We start from the raw sequence: 19,088 nt of genomic DNA, 5'->3' as shown, positions 1-19,088 counted from the left end.
GGGTCCCCAACCGAATTGCTTGACGATCATAGAGCGTTGGAACCACCTGATCCCATCCCGAACTCAGTAGTGAAACGACGCATCGCCGATGGTAGTGTGGGGCTTCCCCATGTGAGAGTAGGTCATCGTCAAGCTCCTATCCCAAACGCCCTGGCCCGAAACGGCCGGGGCGTTTGCTTTTGCGCGGTGGAAAAGTGGATGGCTGCGCCCGGCATCCCTGGAGCGGGCCGGCCCTCAGGCGTGCGGCCGGGCGGCGGCGTGGCCCCCACTGGGCCCCGGCGCAGGCCGGGGCGACGGGATGGGGGTAAGGAGTCTGGACGCTGCGCCAGAGCCCGTCACGCCGGCGCAGGCCGGTATCCACGGAGGGCGGCTGAGTGCCAGGCCAATGGGCGCCGGCTTCAGGCCTTCACAATATGCTCGCTGCAATCCGGTTGACCTTCGGCCCGAGGTAGCGGGCAGATCCGGATCTGCCTGTCAGCGCCTCCGCCGTTTCCAGGGCGGGTCCCTCTCTCCGGCTGCTTCTCCGACTCGACCATCCGATACATGACGCCTTCGGGCGGGTCGATTCCCGTGTACCGATCGCCCGGGCGGTTGACCAATAGTCATCGCTGGCTTACGTTAACGTAAACGTAAGAGGTGGCGCATGCCGTACAGCATTTCCGACCTGGCCCGCGAGTTGGACATCACGCCCCGGGCGATCCGCTTCTATGAGGAGCAGGGCATGCTCAGCCCCGAGCGGCGTGGGCAGGAGCGTGTCTACTCGGGCAAGGACCGGGTCACGCTCAAGCTCATCCTGCGCGGCAAGCGCATCGGTTTCTCGCTGGCCGAGTGCAAGGAGCTGATCGAGTTGTACGACCCGGAAGGCGGCAACCGCAAGCAACTGGAGACCTTCATGCACAAGATCGCCGAACGCCGCGAGCAGCTCGAGCAGCAGCTGCTCGATATCCGCCAGATGCAGCTCGAGCTCGATACGGCCGAAGAGCGCTGTCGCGCCGCGCTGGAGGCCACCACCGTCTAGCCTCCAGGTAGCCCGTCCACTCGCACCCGACAAGAACAAGCACAGGTGACCGAATGAACTACCCCAGCCTCAACTTCGCCCTCGGCGACACCGTCGACATGCTGCGCGAGCAGACCCGCGCCTTCGTCGCCAGCGAACTGGCGCCCCGCGCTGCCCAGATCGATCGAGACAACGAATTTCCCCAGGACCTCTGGCGCAAGTTCGGCGAGATGGGCCTGCTGGGCATCACCGTCGAGGAGGAATACGGCGGCTCGGCCCTCGGCTACCTCGCCCATGCGGTGGCCATGGAGGAGATCAGCCGCGGTTCGGCCTCGGTGGCGCTGTCATACGGGGCGCATTCGAACCTCTGCGTTAATCAGATCAGGCGCAACGGGAGTCCCGAGCAGAAGCGCCGCTACCTGCCCGGGCTGGTCAGCGGTGAGCAGGTGGGGGCGCTGGCGATGAGCGAACCCAACGCCGGCTCCGACGTGGTCGGCATGAAGCTGCGTGCCGAGCGGCACGGCGATCGCTATGTGCTCAACGGCAGCAAGACCTGGATCACCAACGGTCCCGACGCCCATACCTACGTGATCTACGCCAAGACGGAGCCCGAGAAGGGCGCGCACGGGATCACCGCCTTCATCGTCGAGCGCGACTGGAAGGGTTTCAGCCGCAGCAACAAGTTCGACAAGCTCGGCATGCGCGGATCGAACACCTGCCAGCTGTTCTTCGATGACGTCGAGGTGCCGGAAGAGAACGTGCTCGGCGTCGTCGACGGCGGGGTGAAGGTGCTGATGAGCGGGCTCGACTACGAGCGCGTGGTGCTCGCCGGCGGGCCGGTCGGCATCATGCAGGCATGCATGGACGTGGTGGTGCCCTACATCCACGACCGCAAGCAGTTCGGCCAGAGCATCGGCGAGTTCCAGCTGATCCAGGGCAAGGTCGCCGACCTCTACACCCAGCTCAATGCCAGCCGCGCCTATCTGTACGCAGTGGCACAGGCCTGCGACCGTGGCGAGACCACCCGCAAGGACGCCGCCGGCGTCATTCTCTACACCGCCGAGCGCGCCACCCAGATGGCGCTGGAGGCAATCCAGATCCTCGGCGGCAACGGCTACATCAACGAATTTCCCACCGGGCGCCTGCTGCGCGACGCCAAGCTGTACGAGATCGGTGCCGGCACCAGTGAAATCCGCCGCATGCTGATCGGCCGCGAGCTGTTCAACGAGACCCGATAGCCAAGGCACTGGAGGCTCGAGGCTTGAGGCTGAACGGAAAGACAGCCGCAGCCTCGCCCAACCTCAGGCGTACTTTTCGAGGAGCTTTGATGGCCATCCTGCATACCCAGCTCAACCCACGCTCGCCGGAATTTGTCGCCAACCGCGAGGCGATGCTCGCCCAGGTGAACGAACTGCGCGGCCTGCTCGAGCGCATTCAGCAGGGCGGCGGCGAGAAGGTGCAACAGCGCCACCGCGCGCGCGGCAAGCTGCTGCCTCGCGAACGGATCGACGCGCTGCTCGACACCGGCTCGCCCTTTCTCGAGATCGGCCAACTGGCGGCTCACGACGTCTACGGTGAAGACGTCCCGGCTGCGGGGCTGATCGCCGGCATCGGGCGCATCGAAGGTGTCGAGTGCATGGTCATCGCCAACGACGCCACGGTGAAGGGCGGCACCTACTACCCGCTGACGGTGAAGAAGCACCTGCGGGCGCAGGCGATCGCCCTGGAGAACCGCCTGCCCTGCATCTACCTGGTCGACTCCGGCGGGGCCAACCTGCCGCGCCAAGACGAGGTGTTTCCCGACCGCGAACACTTCGGGAGGATATTCTTCAACCAGGCCAACATGAGCGCGCGCGGCATCCCGCAGATCGCCGTGGTCATGGGCTCCTGCACCGCCGGCGGCGCCTACGTGCCGGCGATGAGCGACGAGACCATCATGGTGCGCAACCAGGCGACCATCTTTCTCGCCGGGCCGCCGCTGGTGAAGGCGGCGACCGGCGAGGTGGTCACCGCCGAAGAGCTGGGCGGCGCCGACGTGCACTGCCGCACCTCCGGCGTCGCCGACCACTATGCCGAGAACGACGAACACGCGCTGGCCATCGCCCGGCGCTGTGTGGCCCATCTGAACTGGCGCAAGCTCGGCCGGCTCGAGCAGCGCCAACCGCTGCCGCCGCGCTATCCGGTCGACGAGCTGTACGGGGTGGTCCCCGCCGACCCGAAGCAGCCCTTCGAGGTGCGCGAGGTGATCGCCCGGCTGGTGGACGATTCGGCCTTCGACGAATTCAAGGCACTGTTCGGGACCACCCTGGTCTGCGGCTTCGCCCACCTGCACGGCTACCCGGTGGCGATCCTGGCGAACAACGGCATCCTCTTTGCCGAGGCCGCGCAGAAGGGCGCGCACTTCATCGAGCTGGCCTGCCAGCGCGGCATTCCGCTGCTGTTCCTGCAGAACATCACCGGCTTCATGGTCGGGCAGAAGTACGAGGCCGGCGGGATCGCCAAGCATGGCGCCAAGCTGGTCACCGCTGTGGCCTGCGCGCGGGTACCCAAGTTCACCCTGATCATCGGCGGCAGCTTCGGCGCGGGCAACTACGGCATGTGTGGCCGCGCCTACGACCCGCGCTTGCTGTGGATGTGGCCGAACGCCAGGATTGGCGTGATGGGCGCGCAGCAGGCCGCCGGGGTGCTGGTCCAGGTCAAGCGCGAGCAGGCCGAGCGGGCCGGCGAGCCGTTCGGCGACGAGCAGGAGGCGCGGCTCAGGCAGCCCATCGTCGAGCAGTACGAGCGCCAGGCCCATCCCTGGTACGCCAGCGCCCGGCTGTGGGACGACGGCGTCATCGACCCGGCGCAGACCCGCGAGGTGCTGGCCCTGGCGATCTCCGCCAGCCTCAACGCAGCGGTCGAAGAGAGCCGTTTCGGCGTGTTCAGAATGTGATGCGGCGCCCTCTCCGTGGAGAGGGCGCAAAAGGCCTGCCTGGGAGTCCCCGATGAGCGATTTCACCACCGTCCAACTGGAATACGAACCGCGCGGCTTCGCCACGCTCTGGCTGAACCGCCCGGAAAAGAACAACGCCTTCAACGCGCAGATGATCCGCGAACTCATCCTCGCGCTGGACGAGGTCAAGGAGAATCGCGACCTGCGCTTTCTGGTCCTGCGTGGGCGCGGGCGGCATTTCTCCGCGGGCGCCGACCTGGCCTGGATGCACCAGGCCGCCGGGCTCGACTACAACGCCAACCTCGACGACGCCCGCGAGCTCGCCGAGCTCATGTACAACCTCTACCACCTCAGGCTGCCGACCCTCGCCGTGGTGCACGGGGCGGCCTACGGCGGCGCGCTCGGGCTGATCGCCTGCTGCGACATGGCCATTGGCGCGGCCGACGCGCAGCTGTCCCTGTCCGAGGTGCGCATCGGCCTGACGCCGGCGGTGATCAGCCCCTTCGTCGTCCAGGCGATCGGCGAGCGCGCGGCCCGGCGCTATGCGCTGACCGCCGAGCGCTTCTCCGGCGAACGTGCGCACCAGCTCGGGCTGTTCGCCGAATGTGCCAGCGCCGAGGCCCTGGAGGATGTCTTCGCCGACTGGGTGGACAACCTGCTGCTGAACAGCCCGCAGGCGATGCGCACCACCAAGGACCTGTTCCGCGAGGTCGGCAGCGGCGCGCTGACTCCGGCCCTGCGCCGCTACACCGAAAGCGCCATCGCGCGCATCCGCGTCAGCGCGGAAGGCCAGGAGGGCCTGCGCGCCTTCCTCGACAAGCGCAAGCCCGGCTGGCAGGAGCCGCGCTCATGAGCACCATCAGCCGCCTGCTGGTGGCCAACCGCGGCGAGATCGCCTGCCGAGTGATGCGCACGGCGCGCGCCCTGGGCCTCGAGACGGTCGCCGTCTACAGCGAGGCGGACCGCCAGGCGCTGCACGTGCACGAGGCCGATCAGGCACTGCCGCTGGGCGGCACCAAGCCGGCCGACAGCTACCTGCGCATCGAGCGCATCCTCGAGGCGGCCCGGCGCAGTGGCGCGCAGGCGGTGCATCCGGGCTACGGTTTTCTCTCGGAGAACGCCGGGTTCGCCCGTGCCTGCGAGGACGCCGGGCTGATCTTCCTCGGTCCGCCGGCGTCGGCGATCGAGGCGATGGGCAGCAAGTCGGCCGCCAAGCGCCTGATGGAGGCGGCCGGCGTACCGCTGGTACCGGGCTACCACGGCGAGGCGCAGGACCTCGAGACCTTCCGCCAGGCGGCTGAGCGCATCGGCTACCCGGTGCTGCTCAAGGCAGCCGCCGGCGGTGGCGGCAAGGGCATGAAGATCGTCGAGGACGAAGGCGAACTGGCCGAGGCCCTGGCATCGGCGCAGCGCGAGGCCCAGGCAGCCTTCGGCGACGCGCGCATGCTGGTGGAGAAGTACGTGCTGCGCCCGCGCCACGTGGAAATCCAGGTGTTCGCCGACCGCCACGGCCACTGCCTGTATCTGAACGAGCGCGACTGCTCGATCCAGCGCCGCCACCAGAAGGTGGTCGAGGAAGCGCCGGCCCCCGGGCTGAGCGCCGAACTGCGCCGCGCCATGGGCGAGGCGGCGGTGCGCGCGGCCCAGGCGATCGGCTACGTCGGCGCCGGCACCGTGGAGTTCCTGCTCGACGAGCGCGGCGATTTCTTTTTCATGGAGATGAACACGAGGCTGCAGGTCGAGCACCCCGTCACCGAGGCGATCACCGGTCTCGACCTGGTGGCCTGGCAGATCCGTGTGGCGCAGAGCGAGCCGCTGCCGATCACCCAGGCGCAGGTGCCGCTGCACGGGCATGCGATCGAGGTGCGGTTGTACGCCGAGGACCCGGACGGTGGCTTCCTGCCGGCCAGCGGCAGCCTGCGGCTGTACCGCGAACCGGCGCCCGGGCCGGGGCGGCGGGTCGACAGTGGCGTGCGCGAGGGTGACGCCGTGTCGCCGTTCTACGACCCGATGCTGGCCAAGCTGATCGCCTGGGGCGAGAGCCGCGAGGAGGCGCGCCTGCGGCTGCTGGCCATGCTCGGCGAGACGCGGGTGGGCGGGGTGAAGACCAACCTCGCCTTCCTGCGCCGCGTGCTCGGCCATCCAGCCTTCGCCGCCGCCGAGCTCGACACCGGTTTCATCGCTCGTCACCAGGCGGCGTTGCTGCCGCCGCGCCCGGCGCTGTCCGAAGCGTTCTGGCAGGCCGCCGGGCGCGCCTGGCTGGCGCAGCTGCCGACGCAGGGTCGCGACGACGATCGCCACTCGCCCTGGGCTGCGGGCAGCGGCCTGCGCCTCGGCCTGCCGGCGACGGTCAGCCTGCACCTGTGCTGCAGCGGCGAGGACCGGCGCCTGTCGCTCAGGCTGCCGACGGACGCCGCGCCGCCGGCAATCCGCCAGGGCGAGCTGCTCTACGTCGAATGGGAAGGCGAGACCCTGGCGGTGAGCGCCTTCGACCCCATCGCCTCGGCCGAGGCCGCGCACGCCCACTCCGGCGGCCTGAGCGCACCGATGAACGGCAGCATCGTCCGCGTACTGGTCTCCGTCGGGCAGGCGGTGGAGGCCGGCACGCCGCTGGTGGTGCTGGAAGCAATGAAGATGGAGCACAGCATCCGCGCCGCCACGGCGGGCACCGTCACCGCGCTGAACTGCCGCGAGGGTGACCTGGTCGGTGAAGGCGCCGTGCTGGTGGAGGTACAAGACTGATGAACGGAGGTCGCCGATGAGCCTGCCCGAGCGTGTCCGCCTGGTGGAGGTCGGCCCGCGCGACGGGCTGCAGAACGAGCAGACGCCGATCGCCGTCGCCGACAAGGTGCGGCTGGTGGACGAGCTCGGCGAGGCCGGGCTCGGCTATATCGAGGCCGGCGCCTTCGTCTCGCCCAAGTGGGTGCCGCAGATGGCCGGCAGCGCCGAGGTGTTCGCCGGCATTCGGCGCAGGCCGGGCGTGGTCTACGCGGCCCTGGCGCCGAACCTCAAGGGCTTCGAGGCGGCCCTGGCGGCGGGCGTCGAGGAGGTGGCGGTGTTCGCCGCGGCGTCCGAGGCCTTCTCGCAGAAGAACATCAACTGCTCGATCGCCGAAAGCCTGGAACGCTTCGCGCCGGTCGCCGAGGCCGCGGCCCGGCACGGGGTGCGCGTGCGCGGTTACGTCTCCTGCGTGCTCGGCTGCCCCTACGACGGCGAGGTGGCGCCGGAGCAGGTCGCCAGCGTGGCGCGCGAGCTGATCGGGATGGGCTGCTACGAGGTGTCGCTGGGCGACACCATCGGCGTCGGCACCGCCGGCGCCACCCGCCGGCTGATCGAGGCGGTCGCCCGCGACATCCCGCGCGAGCGTCTGGCTGGGCACTTCCACGACACCTACGGGCAGGCGCTGACGAACATCTATGCCAGCCTGCTGGAAGGCCTCGCGGTGTTCGACAGCTCGGTCGCCGGCCTCGGCGGCTGCCCCTACGCCAGGGGCGCCAGCGGCAACGTGGCCACCGAGGACGTGCTCTACCTGCTGCAGGGGCTGGGGATCGCCACCGGCGTCGACCTGGACCGGCTGATCGCCGCCGGGCAGCGCATCTGCGCGCTGCTCGGCCGGCCCAACGGCTCGCGCGTGGCCCGCGCGCGGATCGACCGTTGATCGGTTGGGGCCTGCTGGCCTGGCTGTCGCCACGGCGCTGACACACGCGCTGCGTAAGGTTCGGGTTGCCGCAGTACCGGCGTGCCCGTCGGTGGCATTGTCCCGAATGGATGGAGACTTCCGATGCGACGCGCGAACCACGCCCATACCCTGGCCCTCACCCTGGCCCTGGCGGCCGGACTCTCGAACGAGGCCCTGGCGGCCGGCGGCACCCTCGTCGGCTGGGCCGTCATGGCCCCCGACACCTTTTCCGACGGCCCCACCTCCGGCCAGATGATCAGCGGCAATCCCTACGGCACCCACCTGCCGCCTTACCCGGACCGCCAGCCGGTGCAGGGATTCTCCGCCGTGCTACCGGGCGAGAACGGCAGCTTCCTGTTCCTCAGCGACAACGGCTTCGGCGCGCGGGGCAACTCCGCCGACGCGCTGTTGCGGCTGTACAGCCTGCGCCCGGACTTCCGCACCGCCGAGGGCGGCACCGGCACCGTCAGTGCCAGCGGCCTGCTCACCGGCCTGCCGCTGGCGCGCTTCACCGAGCCGGCGCGGATCACCCTCAACGATGCCAACGAAAGGCTCGGCGTGCCGATCCAGGCCGAGCACGCCTATTACTACGACAGCGCGGCCAACCCGGAAGTGGCCCCGTCGATCCGCTTCGGGCGCCTGCTCACCGGCGCCGATTTCGACGTCGAATCGGTGCGTCAGGATGCCAACTGCAACTTCTGGTTCGGCGACGAATTCGGCCCCTATCTGATCAAGACCGACCGCGCCGGCACCGTGCTGCGCAGCGAAATCCCGCTGCCGGGCGTCTATGCGCCGGAGCACCGCGACGTGGTCGCCGGCCGCGCCCGCGCCAACCTGGCCGGCTCCGGCGGCGTCGAGGGCATGGCGATCAGCCCGCGCGGCGACCGCCTATACACCTTGCTGGAGAAGCCGGTGGCCGGCGACCCGGTCGACCGGCTGCGCATCGACGAATTCGACATCGAACAGGAGCGCTACACCGGGGTGCGCTACTTCTACCGGCTGGAGGCGCCGGAGCATGCCATCGGCGACATGACCGCGGTGGACGACAGCCGCTTCCTGGTCATCGAGCGCAACGGCTCGACCGCTACCAGCGGCGTGCCCTTCAAGAAGATCTACCTGATCGACACCCGCCGTGTGGTGTCTGGCGGCCTGGTGAGCAAGACCGAGCTGGTCGACCTGATGAACATCGCCGACCCGCACGACCTGAACGCCGACGGCAGCACCCTGTTCACCTTCCCCTACGTGACCATCGAGAGCGTGCTGCCGCTCGACCCCTGGACGCTGCTGGTGGCCAACGACAACAACTTCCCCGGCGGCGGCGGGCGAGAGCTGGCCGCCGACGCCACCGAGCTGCTCAAGGTGCGCCTGGCCGCGCCGCTGGCCGGCCTGCGCCTGGAAGGCCCGGCCGAACGCCAGCGGCGGCTGATGCGCTGCGCACGTGTCGAGCCCGAGACGCGGTCCTGACGCTCAGCGCAGCAGCGCGTGCGGCCCGGAGACGTAGTCGAGGATGCGGTAGAGGCTCATGCGGCAGTCCGGCACCTGGGCCGCTTCGTTGCGCAACGGCGCCTCGCCCGAAGCCTGCCGCAGGGCCTCGAGGCAGTCCGGCGTGCTTTCCAGGTGGCACTGCAGGCCAATGGCGCGTTCGTTCCAGATGAACCCCTGGCAGGCGCCGCGCGCCGAGGTGTAGAGCGGCACCGCGCCGGCGGGCAGCTCGAAGCCTTCCCGGTACCAGTGCGGGGCCAGCAGCCGCTGCGGCAGCATGCGCCCGAGCGGCGAGCGCTTGGCCTGGGCCGCCAGCTCCAGGGCCAGCCAGCCGATGCCGGCGCTCTCCAGCCGTCGGCGCGCGCCCAGCGCCTCGGCCAGCAGGCGGGCGCCCAGGCCGATGCCGAGCAGGCGTTTGCCGTCGGCGAGCGCCGCGCGGATCAGCTCGCCTTCGGCCTCCAGCCAGGGATAGCCGGCGTCGTCCGCCTCGGCGGTGCCGCCGAGGATCAGCAGCAGGTCGAAGTCATCCAGCGCCGGCAGCGCCGCGTCCTCGTAAAGCGGATGGATCCGCGCTGGCAGGCCGCGCCAGGCGAGCCAGTCGCCGATGCGGCCGGGGCCGCTGAACGCGGCGTTGCGAAGAATGGCGATGCGCATCAGCGGGTCTCCGATGAAGGTTGCGTAACCTTGGCGAATGCCGGGGCCAGGCGCCTGAGCATTTCTTCCACGTTGGCGTGGCTGACCGTAAGCGCCGGGGTGAAGCGCAGGCAGCGGTCGGTCGGCGCGCTGATCAGCAGCCCCTCGGCCAGCGCCGCCCGCGCCAGCGCTGCGGCGTCCGGCGCATGCAGCGGCAGCCCGACCAGCAGGCCATGGCCGCGCAGCGGACCGTGGCCGTGCTGGCCAACCAGACCGGCGAGACCGCTGCGCAGATGGTCGCCGAGTTCCCGCACCCGCTCGATGAAGCCCGGCTCCAGCACCGCCTGCAGCACCGCCAGGCCGGCGCTGGCCATCAGCGGGTTGCCGTGCAGGGTCCCGCCCAGTTCGCCGGGCTCGAAGCAGCAGGCATTGCCGCGGGCGAGCAGGCCGGCCAGCGGTACGCCGCCGCCGAGCCCCTTGCCGAGGGTGACGATATCGGCGCGCACGCCGTAGAGCTCCTCGGCCAGCAGCGCGCCGCAGCGGCCCATGCCGGTCTGGACCTCGTCGAGGATCAGCAGCAGGCCGTGCTCGCGGCACAGGCGCTCGGCGCCCTGCAGGTATTCGAGGCTCGCCGGGATGATCCCGGCGTCGCCCTGCACCGGCTCGAGCAGGATGGCGGCGGTGTCGTCGTCCACCGCCGCCTGCAGGGCAACCAGGTCGTTGAAGGGCACCGAGCCGAAACCGGACACGGCCGGCGCGTTGCCGCCCGTCTGCGCTGGCAGCGACAGGGCGCCGAAGGTCAGGCCGTGGGAGCTCTGCCGGGCGCTGATCACCCGGCTGGCGCCGCCGCGATGCAGCCGGCCCCACTTGCGCGCCAGCTGCACGGCCGCCTCGTTGGCCTCCGCGCCGCTGTTGAGGAAGTAGGCCTGGTCGCTGCCGGTGGCCTGGCACAGGCGCGCGGCCAGCTTGATCAGGCTGCGGTTGTAGAAGTTCGGCCCCGGGTTGAGCAGGTTCTCCGCCTGGCGCTGCAGCGCCTCGACGATCACGTTCGGGCTGTGTCCGAGGCTGTTGGCCGCGCCGCCCTGGTTGAAGTCCAGGTAGGCGCGACCGCCGCTGTCCCACAGCCACGAGCCCTGGCCGCGCAGGAACACCTGCTCGGGGCGCTCGACGGTATTCATCAGCCGCAGGCGGGCCTGGATGTCACGCATGGAACAGCGCCTCCGGCAGGGCCGGCTCGCTGGCCGCGACCAGGGCGGCGGGCCGGTTGCGGTAGATGTGCAGCACGAAGCCCTGGTCCGCCGGGCAGCCCTGGCGCAGCAGCCGGCAGACTTTGGCCACGCTTGCCGCGCCGACGCGGAACTCCGCCAGGGTGCTGCCGTTGAGCTTGAGTTCGATGAGATACTGCTGCGTGCCCGCCGTCCTGGCCGAAGTTTCGCTTTCCCTATGGTTAGGCCCCGATCGGTGACCTGCTTCATTGCCGGCGCTCCACGCTGGTCATGCTGGTGAGCGCTACACTAAGCGCCCCGGTGCACCGGAACCATTTCGATTTTCCAGCTTTTTTGATAAGCGCAACTTATGGATTTTCGCCAGCTACGCTACTTCGTCGCGCTCTACGAGGAAGGTCACGTCGGCCGCGCTGCGGAACGCCTCAGCCTGTCCCAGCCGGCCCTGTCGCAACAGATCCGGCAGCTCGAGCGGGACCTCGACGTCAGCCTGTTCCAGCGCAGCGGCAAGCGTCTGCTGCCGACGCTGGCGGCGCAGACGCTCTACAGCCATGCGGTGCCGCTGCTCGACGGCCTCGAGCGCGCCCGCGAGGCGCTGCGCAGCTTCCGCGGACAGGCGCCGCGCAACCTGGCGATCGGCGTGCTGCAGACGGTCAACGCCAGCGTGGTGCCGCTGCTGCTGGAGCGGCTGCGCGAGGCCCAGCCGCAGATGGTGGTGCAGATCTACGAGCTGTCCGGCTTCGACATCGAGCGGCGCCTGCTGACCGGCAACCTGGACGTCGGCATCGGCTTCCTGCCGCCGCGCCAGCCGGGCCTGCACGCGCTGCCGCTGTACGAGGACGAGCTGCAGCTGGTGGTCGGCCTCGAGCATCCGCTCAAGGCGTTCAGGAAGGTATCCCTGGCGCAGGCCGCCGAGCTACCGATGCTGCTGCTCGGCGAGGAATTCAGGATCCGCCAGCTGTGGCAGGAGCAGCTCGCCGCGATCGGCCGCCGGCCGCAGGTGCAGGCCGAGCTCAACCACATGGGCGGGATCCTCGACAGCCTGCCGCACAGCACCCTGGCCACCGTGCTGCCGGGCCGGGCGCGGCAGCTGCACAGCAACCAGAACCTGCTGTGGAAGCCGATCAGCGAGCCGCGCATCCCGCTGCACGTGGGCCTGGTGTACCGCGACGCGCAGCGCCAGCAGGCGGTGATCGAACTGTTGCGCTCGCTGCTCGAGGGCGCCTGACAGGCTACTGGAAGCCCACCACCGGGTGCGGCACGTAGGGTGCTTCCAGCTCGGCGCGTTCCTCGTCGGAAAGCTGCAGGCTCAGCGCCGCCAGCGCGTCGTCGAGGTGCTCCGGACGCGAGGCGCCGACGATCGGCGCGGTGACCTCGGCCTTCTGCGCCAGCCAGGCCAGCGCCACCTGCGCGCGTGGCACGCCGCGGCGCTCGGCTACCCGCGCCACCGCCTCGACCACCTGCCGGTCGCTGGATTCGACCTGCCCGTACAGGCTCCGGCCGAAATCGTCGGTGCGCTCGCGCTCGCTGCCGGCCGCCCAGTCGCGGGTCAGGCGCCCGCGCGCCAGCGGGCTCCAGGGGATCACCCCGATGCCGCGATCGGCACACAGCGGCAGCATCTCGCGCTCCTCCTCGCGGTTCAGCAGGTTGAGGTGGTTCTGCATGCTGATGAAGCGCGTCCAGCCGTTCAGCTCGGAGGTGTGCAGGGCCTTGGCGAACTGCCAGGCGAACATCGAGGAGGCGCCGATGTAGCGTGCCTTGCCGGCCTTGACCACATCATGCAGGGCCTCGAGGGTTTCCTCGATGGGCGTGCGATAGTCCCAGCGGTGAATCTGGTAGAGGTCGACGTAGTCGGTGCCGAGCCGCGCCAGGCTGGCGTCGATGGCCTGCATGATCGCCTTGCGCGACAGCCCGCCCTGGTTCGGCCCCGGGCCCATCGGCATGTAGACCTTGGTGGCCAGGACGATCTCGTCGCGGCGGGCGAAGTCCTTCAGCGCGCGGCCGACGATCTCCTCGCTGGTGCCGTCGGAATAGGCGTTGGCGGTGTCGAGGAAGTTGATGCCCAGGTTCAGCGCCTTGCGCAGCAGCGGCCGGCTGGCCGCCTCGTCGAGGGTCCAGGGGTGCTTGCCGCGGTCGGGCACGCCGTAGGTCATGCAGCCCAGGCACAGGCGCGAGACCCGCAGCCCGCTGCGTCCGAGATTCACGTAGTCCATGCTGGCTCCGTTGGTGAGTGGCTGCAGCAAGCTTTGTCGGCGAATCGCCGCTGCGCAAGTTCTCGTCCAAATGCAATGCGGGCGGTTCGCGCAGGAGTGTTCGTCTGCCTGGGAGGGGGTGTGGCTCCGCCGCCCTCGATACTTCTTGCGTCGCCCGGAATTCTCCACGGCCAGCGCGCGATGCCGGCGGTCGGTCTTTTGGTCTGGCCGGCGCCTGGGTTCTACGCTGAACGACAGGCAGGCAGCCAGGCCTTTCGGCCAATCGGTGCAGGGACGCCACAGCGCACTTCCCTAGCAGGAACCGAGGACACACCCATGAAAACAACAAAAAAGGGCGAACGCCCCCTGCGCACTACCCATGCCTTGCAATTCGGTCTGGCTGCACTGGCGCTGGCCGTTTCGGCGGGCTCCGTCCAGGCGGCCCAGCGCCTGAGTATCGAAAGCCTGTCGAACCGGCCCGACAAGCTCAGCGGCGGCGATGCACTGATCCGCATCAACCTGGCTGACCGGGCCAGCGCCGAGGAGGTCAGCATCACCCTCAACGGCACCGAGATCCGTTCGGTCTTCAGCCTGGCCGAGGACGGCCGTTCGCTGATCGGCCTGGTCGAGGGGCTGCAGGACGGCCGCAACAAGCTCATGGCCCGCGCCCGGGGCGCCGGCACCGCCAGCCTCGAGCTGGTCTCCCATCCGCTGTCCGGCCCGGTGTTCGCCGGGCCCAAGCAGGAGCCCTTCGCCTGCGAGACCAGCGAGTTCCAGGTCTACCCGGGCGGCGGTACCCTGGGCGCGCCGCTGGACGAGAACTGCACCGTGGCGCGCCGGGTCGACTACGTCTACCGCACCACCTCCGGCCAGTTCCGCAAATACGATCCGGCGCTGCCGCCGGGCGACCTGGCGATGACCACCACGCTCGACGGGGTGACCGTCCCCTACGTCGTGCGGCTGGAGACCGGCACCCTCAACCGCGCCATCTACCAGACCGCCGTGCTCGACAACCCGGCGCTGCCGGGGCCCGCGATCGATCGCCGCGACGGCGCCTGGAACGGCCGGCTGGTCTACAACTTCGGCGGCGGCTGCCGCTCCGGCTGGTACCGCCAGGGCAACGGCACCGGCGGCGTGCTCGACCACCGCGAGCTGTCGCGCGGCTTCGCCACCGCCTCGGCCTCGCTGAACGTGTTCGGCAACAACTGCGACGACCTGCTCGCCGCCGAGACCATGATGATGGTCAAGGAGCGCTTCATCGAAGCCTACGGCCGGCCGCGCTACACCATCGGCTGGGGCTGTTCGGGCGGCTCCTACCAGCAGCACCAGATCGGCGACAACTACCCCGGCCTGCTGGACGGCATCATCCCATCGTGCAGCTTCCCCGAGGTGGCCTTCGGCACCGCCCACACGCTGGCCGATTCGCGCCTGCTCTGGCACTACTACCAGAATCCCGGCGTGCCCTGGACCGAGGAGCAACTGCGCGCGGCCTCCGGCTTCGGCCTGTTCGCCACCATTCCCAACCTCGACAACGGCGCCGCGCGTCTCGACCCGGTGCCCGGGCGCACCGATCGCGCCTCGGCGGAATTCGACGCCTCGGTGCCGGCCTCGCTGCGCTACCACCTGCAGGACAACCCCGACGGCGCGCGGCCGACCATCTACGACCATGCGCTGAACAGCTTCGGCGTCGACCGCCAGACCGGCTTCGCCCGCCGTCCGCTGGACAACGTCGGCATCCAGTACGGCCTCGAGGCGCTGAACGCCGGGCAGATCAGCAAGGCGCAGTTCCTCGACCTGAACGAGAAGATCGGCGGCATGGACATCGATGCCAACTTCACCCCCGAGCGCATGGTCGCCGACCGCCAGGCCACGCGCGCCGCCTACGAGACCGGGCGCATGCTCAACGGCGGCGGCGGGCTGGCCGAGATGCCGATCCTCGACTACGACCAGATGTACACCGACCTGCAGGCCGGCGGCGACATCCACCTGAAGTTCCATCACTTCTCCACCCGCGAACGCCTGCGCGCGGCCAACGGGCACATCGACAACCACGTGATGTGGAGCGGCGGCGGCAACAATGTGGACAACGCCGCCTATCCGGGGCGCGTGGGCTACATCCAGGACCGCGCACTGGAGGCCATGGACCGCTGGCTGGCGCGCATCGAGGCCGACCCGAGCCTGGCGCCGAGGGCCGAGAAGGTGGTGCGCAACAAGCCCGCCGACCTGCAGGACGGCTGCTGGACGCGCGAAGCGACCCCGCAGTTCCTGCCCGAGCCGCAGCGCTTCGGCGGGCCCGGCAGCTCGGCCTGCAACGACCTCTACCCGGCGTTCCCCTCGCCGCGGATGGTAGCCGGCGGGCCGCTGGCGTCGAACGTCGTCAAGTGCCAGCTCAAGGCCGTCGACCCGCGCGACTACGTCGTGGCCTTCAGCCCCGAGGAATACGCACGGCTGACTCGCATCTTCCCCTCGGGCGTGTGCAACTGGGAGGTGCCCGGGGTGGGGCAGACCGGGCTGGTCGGCACCTGGCTGGAGTACACCGACGTCGGCCGCTACCGGCGCGACCGGCTGCCCGGCAGCCGCTGAGGCAGGCGCGTCCTTCCTCCGGTGGCCACACCGGGGGAGGGGTGGTTGGTAGGCGCGAGCCCTTGCAGGGCTGGCGACCACGTCAGGCACAAGCGCCTCGCACGCGTCGCTGTGATGGCTCAGCCTCGCTCCAGTCGCACCGGTCCGGTGCGGGCCATGTCGCACAGACCGGGCAGTTAGCACGCTTTCGGCGACAAATATTTTGCGAACCGGTCGGCAGGCCGGCCTGCGCTATCGAGTAGTCAACACGGGCGCTGATGAAGACGCTTGCGCTATCGACCGTCTTCCATGGCATGCGTCATGCGGGCTGCAATGTCAGGGTTATGCAGGTTGCGAGACTTTGTACCCATGGAACGACACATGCATGGCAATAGTGCGTCGCTAAGACAGGCGTATCGAAATGAATGAGCAACTGTCTTGATCAGGTGGTAGCGCCAGCGCCGTAGGGTGGGCTAAAGCCCACCCTGCGCGGAACGCCGCCCGGCCCGCCCTACTAGATCGGCACCGACTTCCTTCTCCCTCAGGAGAAGGGGGGAGGCCGGACAAGGGCACGGTCAAACGAGAGCCACGAACCAGAGCGATGAAATTTTTCGCCCCGATTTGATGCGACCTTCTTGCCTCTGCATCAGCAAACTGCGCGGCAGCCAGCGGATCTCTCCGAAAAAGCTGCCACCCGTAGGCGCATTCATGCCATCTAAGCCACCCACGGAGAAAGACAATGATCACCGATCGCGCGCAAGTCACCCAGATGATCGTCTCGGCGAAGGTCGCCAAGGGCATCAAGTGGAGCCAGGCCGCCGAGGCCATCGGCATGAGCAAGGAGTGGACCACGGCCGGCCTGCTGGGGCAGATGGCCTTCGACAAGGCCCAGGCGGAAACCCTCGGCAAGCTGTTCGAGCTGTCCGACGAGGCAGTGGCCTGGCTGCAGATCGTGCCGTACAAGGGCTCGCTGCCAACCGCCGTGCCGACCGACCCGCTGATCTACCGCTGGTACGAGATCGTCAACGTCTACGGCAGCACCATCAAGGAGCTGATCCACGAGGAATTCGGCGACGGCATCATGAGCGCCATCGACTTCTCCATGGACATCCAGCGCGAGCCCGATCCGAAGGGCGACCGCGTCAATGTCGTGCTCTCCGGCAAGTTCCTGCCGTACAAGAGCTACTGATGGATGCGGCCGTCCGGCCGCGACCTTTTCCTCTTCGCTGCGCAACCGCCCGAGGCCGCTAGGCCTCGCGGGGGTCGGCTGCGCGCCGCTTTCGTCATGCTGGAGGGCATCGGCATGAAACCGCTTCCGCCGGGCCATCCCTCGCCCGAGGCTTCGGCCATGCCTGCGACGGTGCGTTCGTTCTTCGATCCGGCCACTTCGTCCTTCACCCACGTGCTGCACGCCCGGGGCCAGGCGCCCTGCGCAGTGATCGACGCGGTGCTGGGCTACGACCCGGCCAGCGGCCGGACCGACACCCGCCTGGCCGACGCGGTGACGACCTACATCCGCACGAGCGGGCTGCGGCTCGACTGGCTGCTGGAAACCCACGTGCACGCCGACCATCTTTCCGCCGCCCGCTATCTGCGCGACCGGCTGGGCGGGCGCATCGGCATCGGCGCGCGGGTGTGGGAAGTGCGCCATGCCCTCGCCGGGCGCTATGGCCCGTTCGACGAGGAGCCGTACGATCACCTGTTCGGCGCGGACGAGCCTTTCCGCATCGGCTCGCTGGAGATCCGCGCCCTCGCGGTACCTGGGCACACGCCGGCGGACATCGCCTACCAGGTCGACGGCCAGCTGGTGTTCGTCGGCGACACGCTGTTCCCGCCGGACGTCGGCACGGCGCGCTGCGACTTCCCCGGCGGCAGCGCCCGGGCACTGTATCGCTCGCTGCGCAGGCTGCTGGAGTTGCCGCCGCAGACCCGGCTGTTCATGTGCCACGACTATCCGCCGCCCGGCCGCGCGCCGGTGTCCGAGTGCACCGTGGCCGAGCAGCTGGCGCACAACATCCACCTGCGCGCAGGCCTCGACGAGGAGGCCTTCGTGCAGATGCGCACCCGCCGCGACGCGACGCTGGCGGCACCGCGCCTGCTGGCGCCGTCGTTGCGAGCCAACCTCGGCGCGCGCCCCTGATGGGCTAGCGCGCCTGCCTGAGCACCGCGTTGAGCAGCACGTCGGCGCCGGCGGCGACGTGTTCCTGGGAGGCGTCCTCGATCTCGTTGTGGCTGATGCCGTCCTTGCAGGGCACGAAGATCATCGCCGTGGGCGTCACGTCGGCGAGGTAGACGGCATCGTGGCCGGCGCCGCTGACCACTTCCATGTTGCCCAGGCCGAGTTCCTCGGCGGCTTGGCGCACGCTGGCGATGCACGCCGGGTCGAAGCGGCAGGGCGGGAAGTAGACGACCTGCTCGACCTCGATGGCCAGGCGCTCGTCGGTCGCGGCCAGCGAGGCGCAGGCGTCGCGCAGGGCGGCGTCCATGGCGGCGAGGGCGTCGTCGTCCAGCGCGCGGAAGTCCACCGAGAACTTCACCGTGCCGGGGATGGTGTTGCGTGAGTTCGGTGAGACCTGCATGAAGCCCACCGTGGCCCGACCGTGCGGGGCGTGGTCGAGGGCGATGCGGTTGACCGTCTGCACCAGCTGCGACGCGGCCAGCAGGGCGTCGTGGCGCTGGTTCATCGGGGTCGGGCCGGCGTGGGCTTCCATGCCGGTGACGGTCATGTCGTACCAGCGCTGGCCGAGGGCGCCGGGAACCACGCCGATCGGCAGCTGGTGCGCCTCCAGCACCGGGCCCTGCTCGATGTGGGCCTCGAAGTAGGCGGCGAACATCCCGCCCGGCACCTCGCCGGGCGCCTGTGGGCCGGCGTAGCCGATGCGGTCGAGTTCGCCGGCGACGGTGAAGCCGTCGACGTCCTTCTGCGGCAGCACGTGGTCGAGGCCGAAGGCGCCGGTGAACACGCCCGAGCCCATCATCACCGGGACGAAGCGCGAGCCTTCCTCGTTGGTCCACACCACCACTTCCAGCGGTGCCTCGGTCTCGATGCCGTGGTCGTTGAGCGTGCGCAGCACCTCGAGGCCGGCGAGCACGCCGAAGTTGCCGTCGAACTTGCCGCCGGTGGGCTGGGTGTCGATGTGGCTGCCCATGGCGATGGCGCGCCGCGTCGGGTCGCGGCCCTCGCGACGGGCGAAGATGTTGCCGATGGCGTCGACGCGTACCTCCAGGCCGGCGTCGCGGCACCAGCCGACGAAGAGGTCGCGGCCCTGGCGGTCGAGCTCGGTCAGCGCCAGGCGGCAGACGCCACCCTTGGCGGTGGCGCCGATCTCGGCCAGTTGCATGAGGGATTGCCAGAGGCGGTTGGAATCGATGTGCAGGGTCATGG

16 protein-coding genes and 1 rRNA gene are annotated in these 19,088 nt (G+C 69.6%); 12 read left to right on the top strand and 5 right to left on the bottom strand.

Annotated features, from left to right (window positions below; translation table 11 throughout):
* The first annotated feature begins 18 nt into the window (after positions 1-18).
* From rrf to H610_RS23175, 8 genes are all read left to right on the top strand, one after another.
* Positions 19-134: ribosomal RNA gene (gene rrf, locus H610_RS0103350) — 5S ribosomal RNA — on the top strand.
* A gap of 509 nt (positions 135-643) precedes the next feature.
* Positions 644-1,018 (top strand): MerR family transcriptional regulator, encoded by a 375-nt coding sequence (locus H610_RS0103345; protein ID WP_028238359.1) that lies wholly within the window; start codon positions 644-646, stop codon positions 1,016-1,018.
* 53 nt (positions 1,019-1,071) lie between these two features.
* Positions 1,072-2,235: an isovaleryl-CoA dehydrogenase gene (locus tag H610_RS0103340; RefSeq protein ID WP_028238358.1), complete on the top strand. Its 1,164-nt coding sequence runs from the start codon at positions 1,072-1,074 to the stop codon at positions 2,233-2,235.
* Between the two features lie 89 nt (positions 2,236-2,324).
* Entirely contained in the window at positions 2,325-3,932 is a 1,608-nt protein-coding gene (locus tag H610_RS0103335) for a carboxyl transferase domain-containing protein (protein ID WP_028238357.1), read from the top strand.
* A gap of 52 nt (positions 3,933-3,984) precedes the next feature.
* Positions 3,985-4,785 (top strand): gamma-carboxygeranoyl-CoA hydratase, encoded by an 801-nt coding sequence (locus tag H610_RS0103330; protein WP_028238356.1) that lies wholly within the window; start codon positions 3,985-3,987, stop codon positions 4,783-4,785.
* A complete protein-coding gene (locus tag H610_RS0103325) occupies positions 4,782-6,674 on the top strand; it encodes an acetyl/propionyl/methylcrotonyl-CoA carboxylase subunit alpha (RefSeq protein WP_028238355.1) in 1,893 nt (630 codons plus the stop codon). Before H610_RS0103330 ends, H610_RS0103325 begins: the two co-directional genes overlap by 4 nt.
* Before the next feature lie 16 nt (positions 6,675-6,690).
* Positions 6,691-7,590, top strand: a complete 900-nt coding sequence (locus H610_RS0103320) for a hydroxymethylglutaryl-CoA lyase (RefSeq protein WP_028238354.1) — start codon at positions 6,691-6,693, stop codon at positions 7,588-7,590.
* A 123-nt stretch (positions 7,591-7,713) separates the two neighbouring features.
* Positions 7,714-9,075, top strand: coding sequence for an esterase-like activity of phytase family protein (locus tag H610_RS23175; RefSeq protein WP_051231466.1), 1,362 nt, complete (start codon positions 7,714-7,716; stop codon positions 9,073-9,075).
* Between the two features lie 3 nt (positions 9,076-9,078).
* Here the strand turns inward: H610_RS23175 and H610_RS0103310 are convergent, their stop codons facing one another.
* The 3 genes from H610_RS0103310 to H610_RS25670 are packed head-to-tail and all read right to left on the bottom strand — an operon-like array spanning position 9,079 to position 11,064.
* Positions 9,079-9,747: a type 1 glutamine amidotransferase gene (locus tag H610_RS0103310; protein ID WP_028238353.1), complete on the bottom strand. Its 669-nt coding sequence runs from the start codon at positions 9,745-9,747 to the stop codon at positions 9,079-9,081.
* Positions 9,747-10,934, bottom strand: coding sequence for an aspartate aminotransferase family protein (locus tag H610_RS0103305; RefSeq protein ID WP_028238352.1), 1,188 nt, complete (start codon positions 10,932-10,934; stop codon positions 9,747-9,749). The genes H610_RS0103310 and H610_RS0103305 overlap by 1 nt, the downstream gene beginning before the upstream one ends.
* The gene (locus tag H610_RS25670; RefSeq protein WP_161630454.1) at positions 10,927-11,064 is read right to left on the bottom strand and encodes a hypothetical protein; all 138 of its coding nucleotides are present in this window, start codon (positions 11,062-11,064) and stop codon (positions 10,927-10,929) included. The genes H610_RS0103305 and H610_RS25670 overlap by 8 nt, the downstream gene beginning before the upstream one ends.
* Positions 11,065-11,301: 237 nt before the next feature.
* Here H610_RS25670 and H610_RS0103295 point away from each other — a divergent pair, with 237 nt between their 5' ends.
* Positions 11,302-12,177, top strand: coding sequence for a LysR family transcriptional regulator (locus H610_RS0103295; protein ID WP_028238351.1), 876 nt, complete (start codon positions 11,302-11,304; stop codon positions 12,175-12,177).
* A gap of 4 nt (positions 12,178-12,181) precedes the next feature.
* On the opposite strand, the gene H610_RS0103290 is transcribed toward H610_RS0103295, so the two are convergent.
* Positions 12,182-13,162 (bottom strand): aldo/keto reductase, encoded by a 981-nt coding sequence (locus H610_RS0103290; protein ID WP_028238350.1) that lies wholly within the window; start codon positions 13,160-13,162, stop codon positions 12,182-12,184.
* 315 nt (positions 13,163-13,477) lie between these two features.
* Here H610_RS0103290 and H610_RS23170 point away from each other — a divergent pair, with 315 nt between their 5' ends.
* The 3 genes from H610_RS23170 to H610_RS23165 all read left to right on the top strand — a co-directional run bounded on the left by H610_RS23170 (position 13,478) and on the right by H610_RS23165 (position 17,843).
* Positions 13,478-15,724: a DUF6351 family protein gene (locus tag H610_RS23170; protein WP_051231464.1), complete on the top strand. Its 2,247-nt coding sequence runs from the start codon at positions 13,478-13,480 to the stop codon at positions 15,722-15,724.
* Positions 15,725-16,442: 718 nt separating this feature from the next.
* Entirely contained in the window at positions 16,443-16,892 is a 450-nt protein-coding gene (gene cynS, locus H610_RS0103280; protein ID WP_028238349.1) for a cyanase, read from the top strand.
* 114 nt (positions 16,893-17,006) lie between these two features.
* Positions 17,007-17,843: an MBL fold metallo-hydrolase gene (locus H610_RS23165; protein ID WP_236614262.1), complete on the top strand. Its 837-nt coding sequence runs from the start codon at positions 17,007-17,009 to the stop codon at positions 17,841-17,843.
* A 4-nt stretch (positions 17,844-17,847) separates the two neighbouring features.
* Here the strand turns inward: H610_RS23165 and H610_RS0103270 are convergent, their stop codons facing one another.
* Positions 17,848-19,086, bottom strand: a complete 1,239-nt coding sequence (locus H610_RS0103270) for a Zn-dependent hydrolase (RefSeq protein WP_043237484.1) — start codon at positions 19,084-19,086, stop codon at positions 17,848-17,850.
* Between the last annotated feature and the right edge of the window lie 2 nt (positions 19,087-19,088).

The organism is Stutzerimonas azotifigens DSM 17556 (assembly GCF_000425625.1).
GTDB lineage: Bacteria > Pseudomonadota > Gammaproteobacteria > Pseudomonadales > Pseudomonadaceae > Stutzerimonas > Stutzerimonas azotifigens.
The sequence above is the reverse complement of the archived record's forward strand: the minus strand, read 5'-3'. Positions and strand labels throughout refer to the sequence as shown.

Excerpts from the sequence above, each read along its gene's own strand:
- H610_RS0103345 (WP_028238359.1), top strand. The coding sequence starts at position 644 with ATGCCGTACAGCATTTCCGACCTGGCCCGCGAGTTGGACATCACGCCC.
- H610_RS0103340 (WP_028238358.1), top strand. The coding sequence starts at position 1,072 with ATGAACTACCCCAGCCTCAACTTCGCCCTCGGCGACACCGTCGACATG.
- H610_RS0103335 (WP_028238357.1), top strand. The coding sequence starts at position 2,325 with ATGGCCATCCTGCATACCCAGCTCAACCCACGCTCGCCGGAATTTGTC.
- H610_RS0103330 (WP_028238356.1), top strand. The coding sequence starts at position 3,985 with ATGAGCGATTTCACCACCGTCCAACTGGAATACGAACCGCGCGGCTTC.
- H610_RS0103325 (WP_028238355.1), top strand. The coding sequence starts at position 4,782 with ATGAGCACCATCAGCCGCCTGCTGGTGGCCAACCGCGGCGAGATCGCC.
- H610_RS0103320 (WP_028238354.1), top strand. The coding sequence starts at position 6,691 with ATGAGCCTGCCCGAGCGTGTCCGCCTGGTGGAGGTCGGCCCGCGCGAC.
- H610_RS23175 (WP_051231466.1), top strand. The coding sequence starts at position 7,714 with ATGCGACGCGCGAACCACGCCCATACCCTGGCCCTCACCCTGGCCCTG.
- H610_RS0103310 (WP_028238353.1), bottom strand. The coding sequence starts at position 9,747 with ATGCGCATCGCCATTCTTCGCAACGCCGCGTTCAGCGGCCCCGGCCGC.
- H610_RS0103305 (WP_028238352.1), bottom strand. The coding sequence starts at position 10,934 with ATGCGTGACATCCAGGCCCGCCTGCGGCTGATGAATACCGTCGAGCGC.
- H610_RS0103295 (WP_028238351.1), top strand. The coding sequence starts at position 11,302 with ATGGATTTTCGCCAGCTACGCTACTTCGTCGCGCTCTACGAGGAAGGT.
- H610_RS0103290 (WP_028238350.1), bottom strand. The coding sequence starts at position 13,162 with ATGGACTACGTGAATCTCGGACGCAGCGGGCTGCGGGTCTCGCGCCTG.
- H610_RS23170 (WP_051231464.1), top strand. The coding sequence starts at position 13,478 with ATGAAAACAACAAAAAAGGGCGAACGCCCCCTGCGCACTACCCATGCC.
- cynS (WP_028238349.1), top strand. The coding sequence starts at position 16,443 with ATGATCACCGATCGCGCGCAAGTCACCCAGATGATCGTCTCGGCGAAG.
- H610_RS23165 (WP_236614262.1), top strand. The coding sequence starts at position 17,007 with ATGAAACCGCTTCCGCCGGGCCATCCCTCGCCCGAGGCTTCGGCCATG.
- H610_RS0103270 (WP_043237484.1), bottom strand. The coding sequence starts at position 19,086 with ATGACCCTGCACATCGATTCCAACCGCCTCTGGCAATCCCTCATGCAA.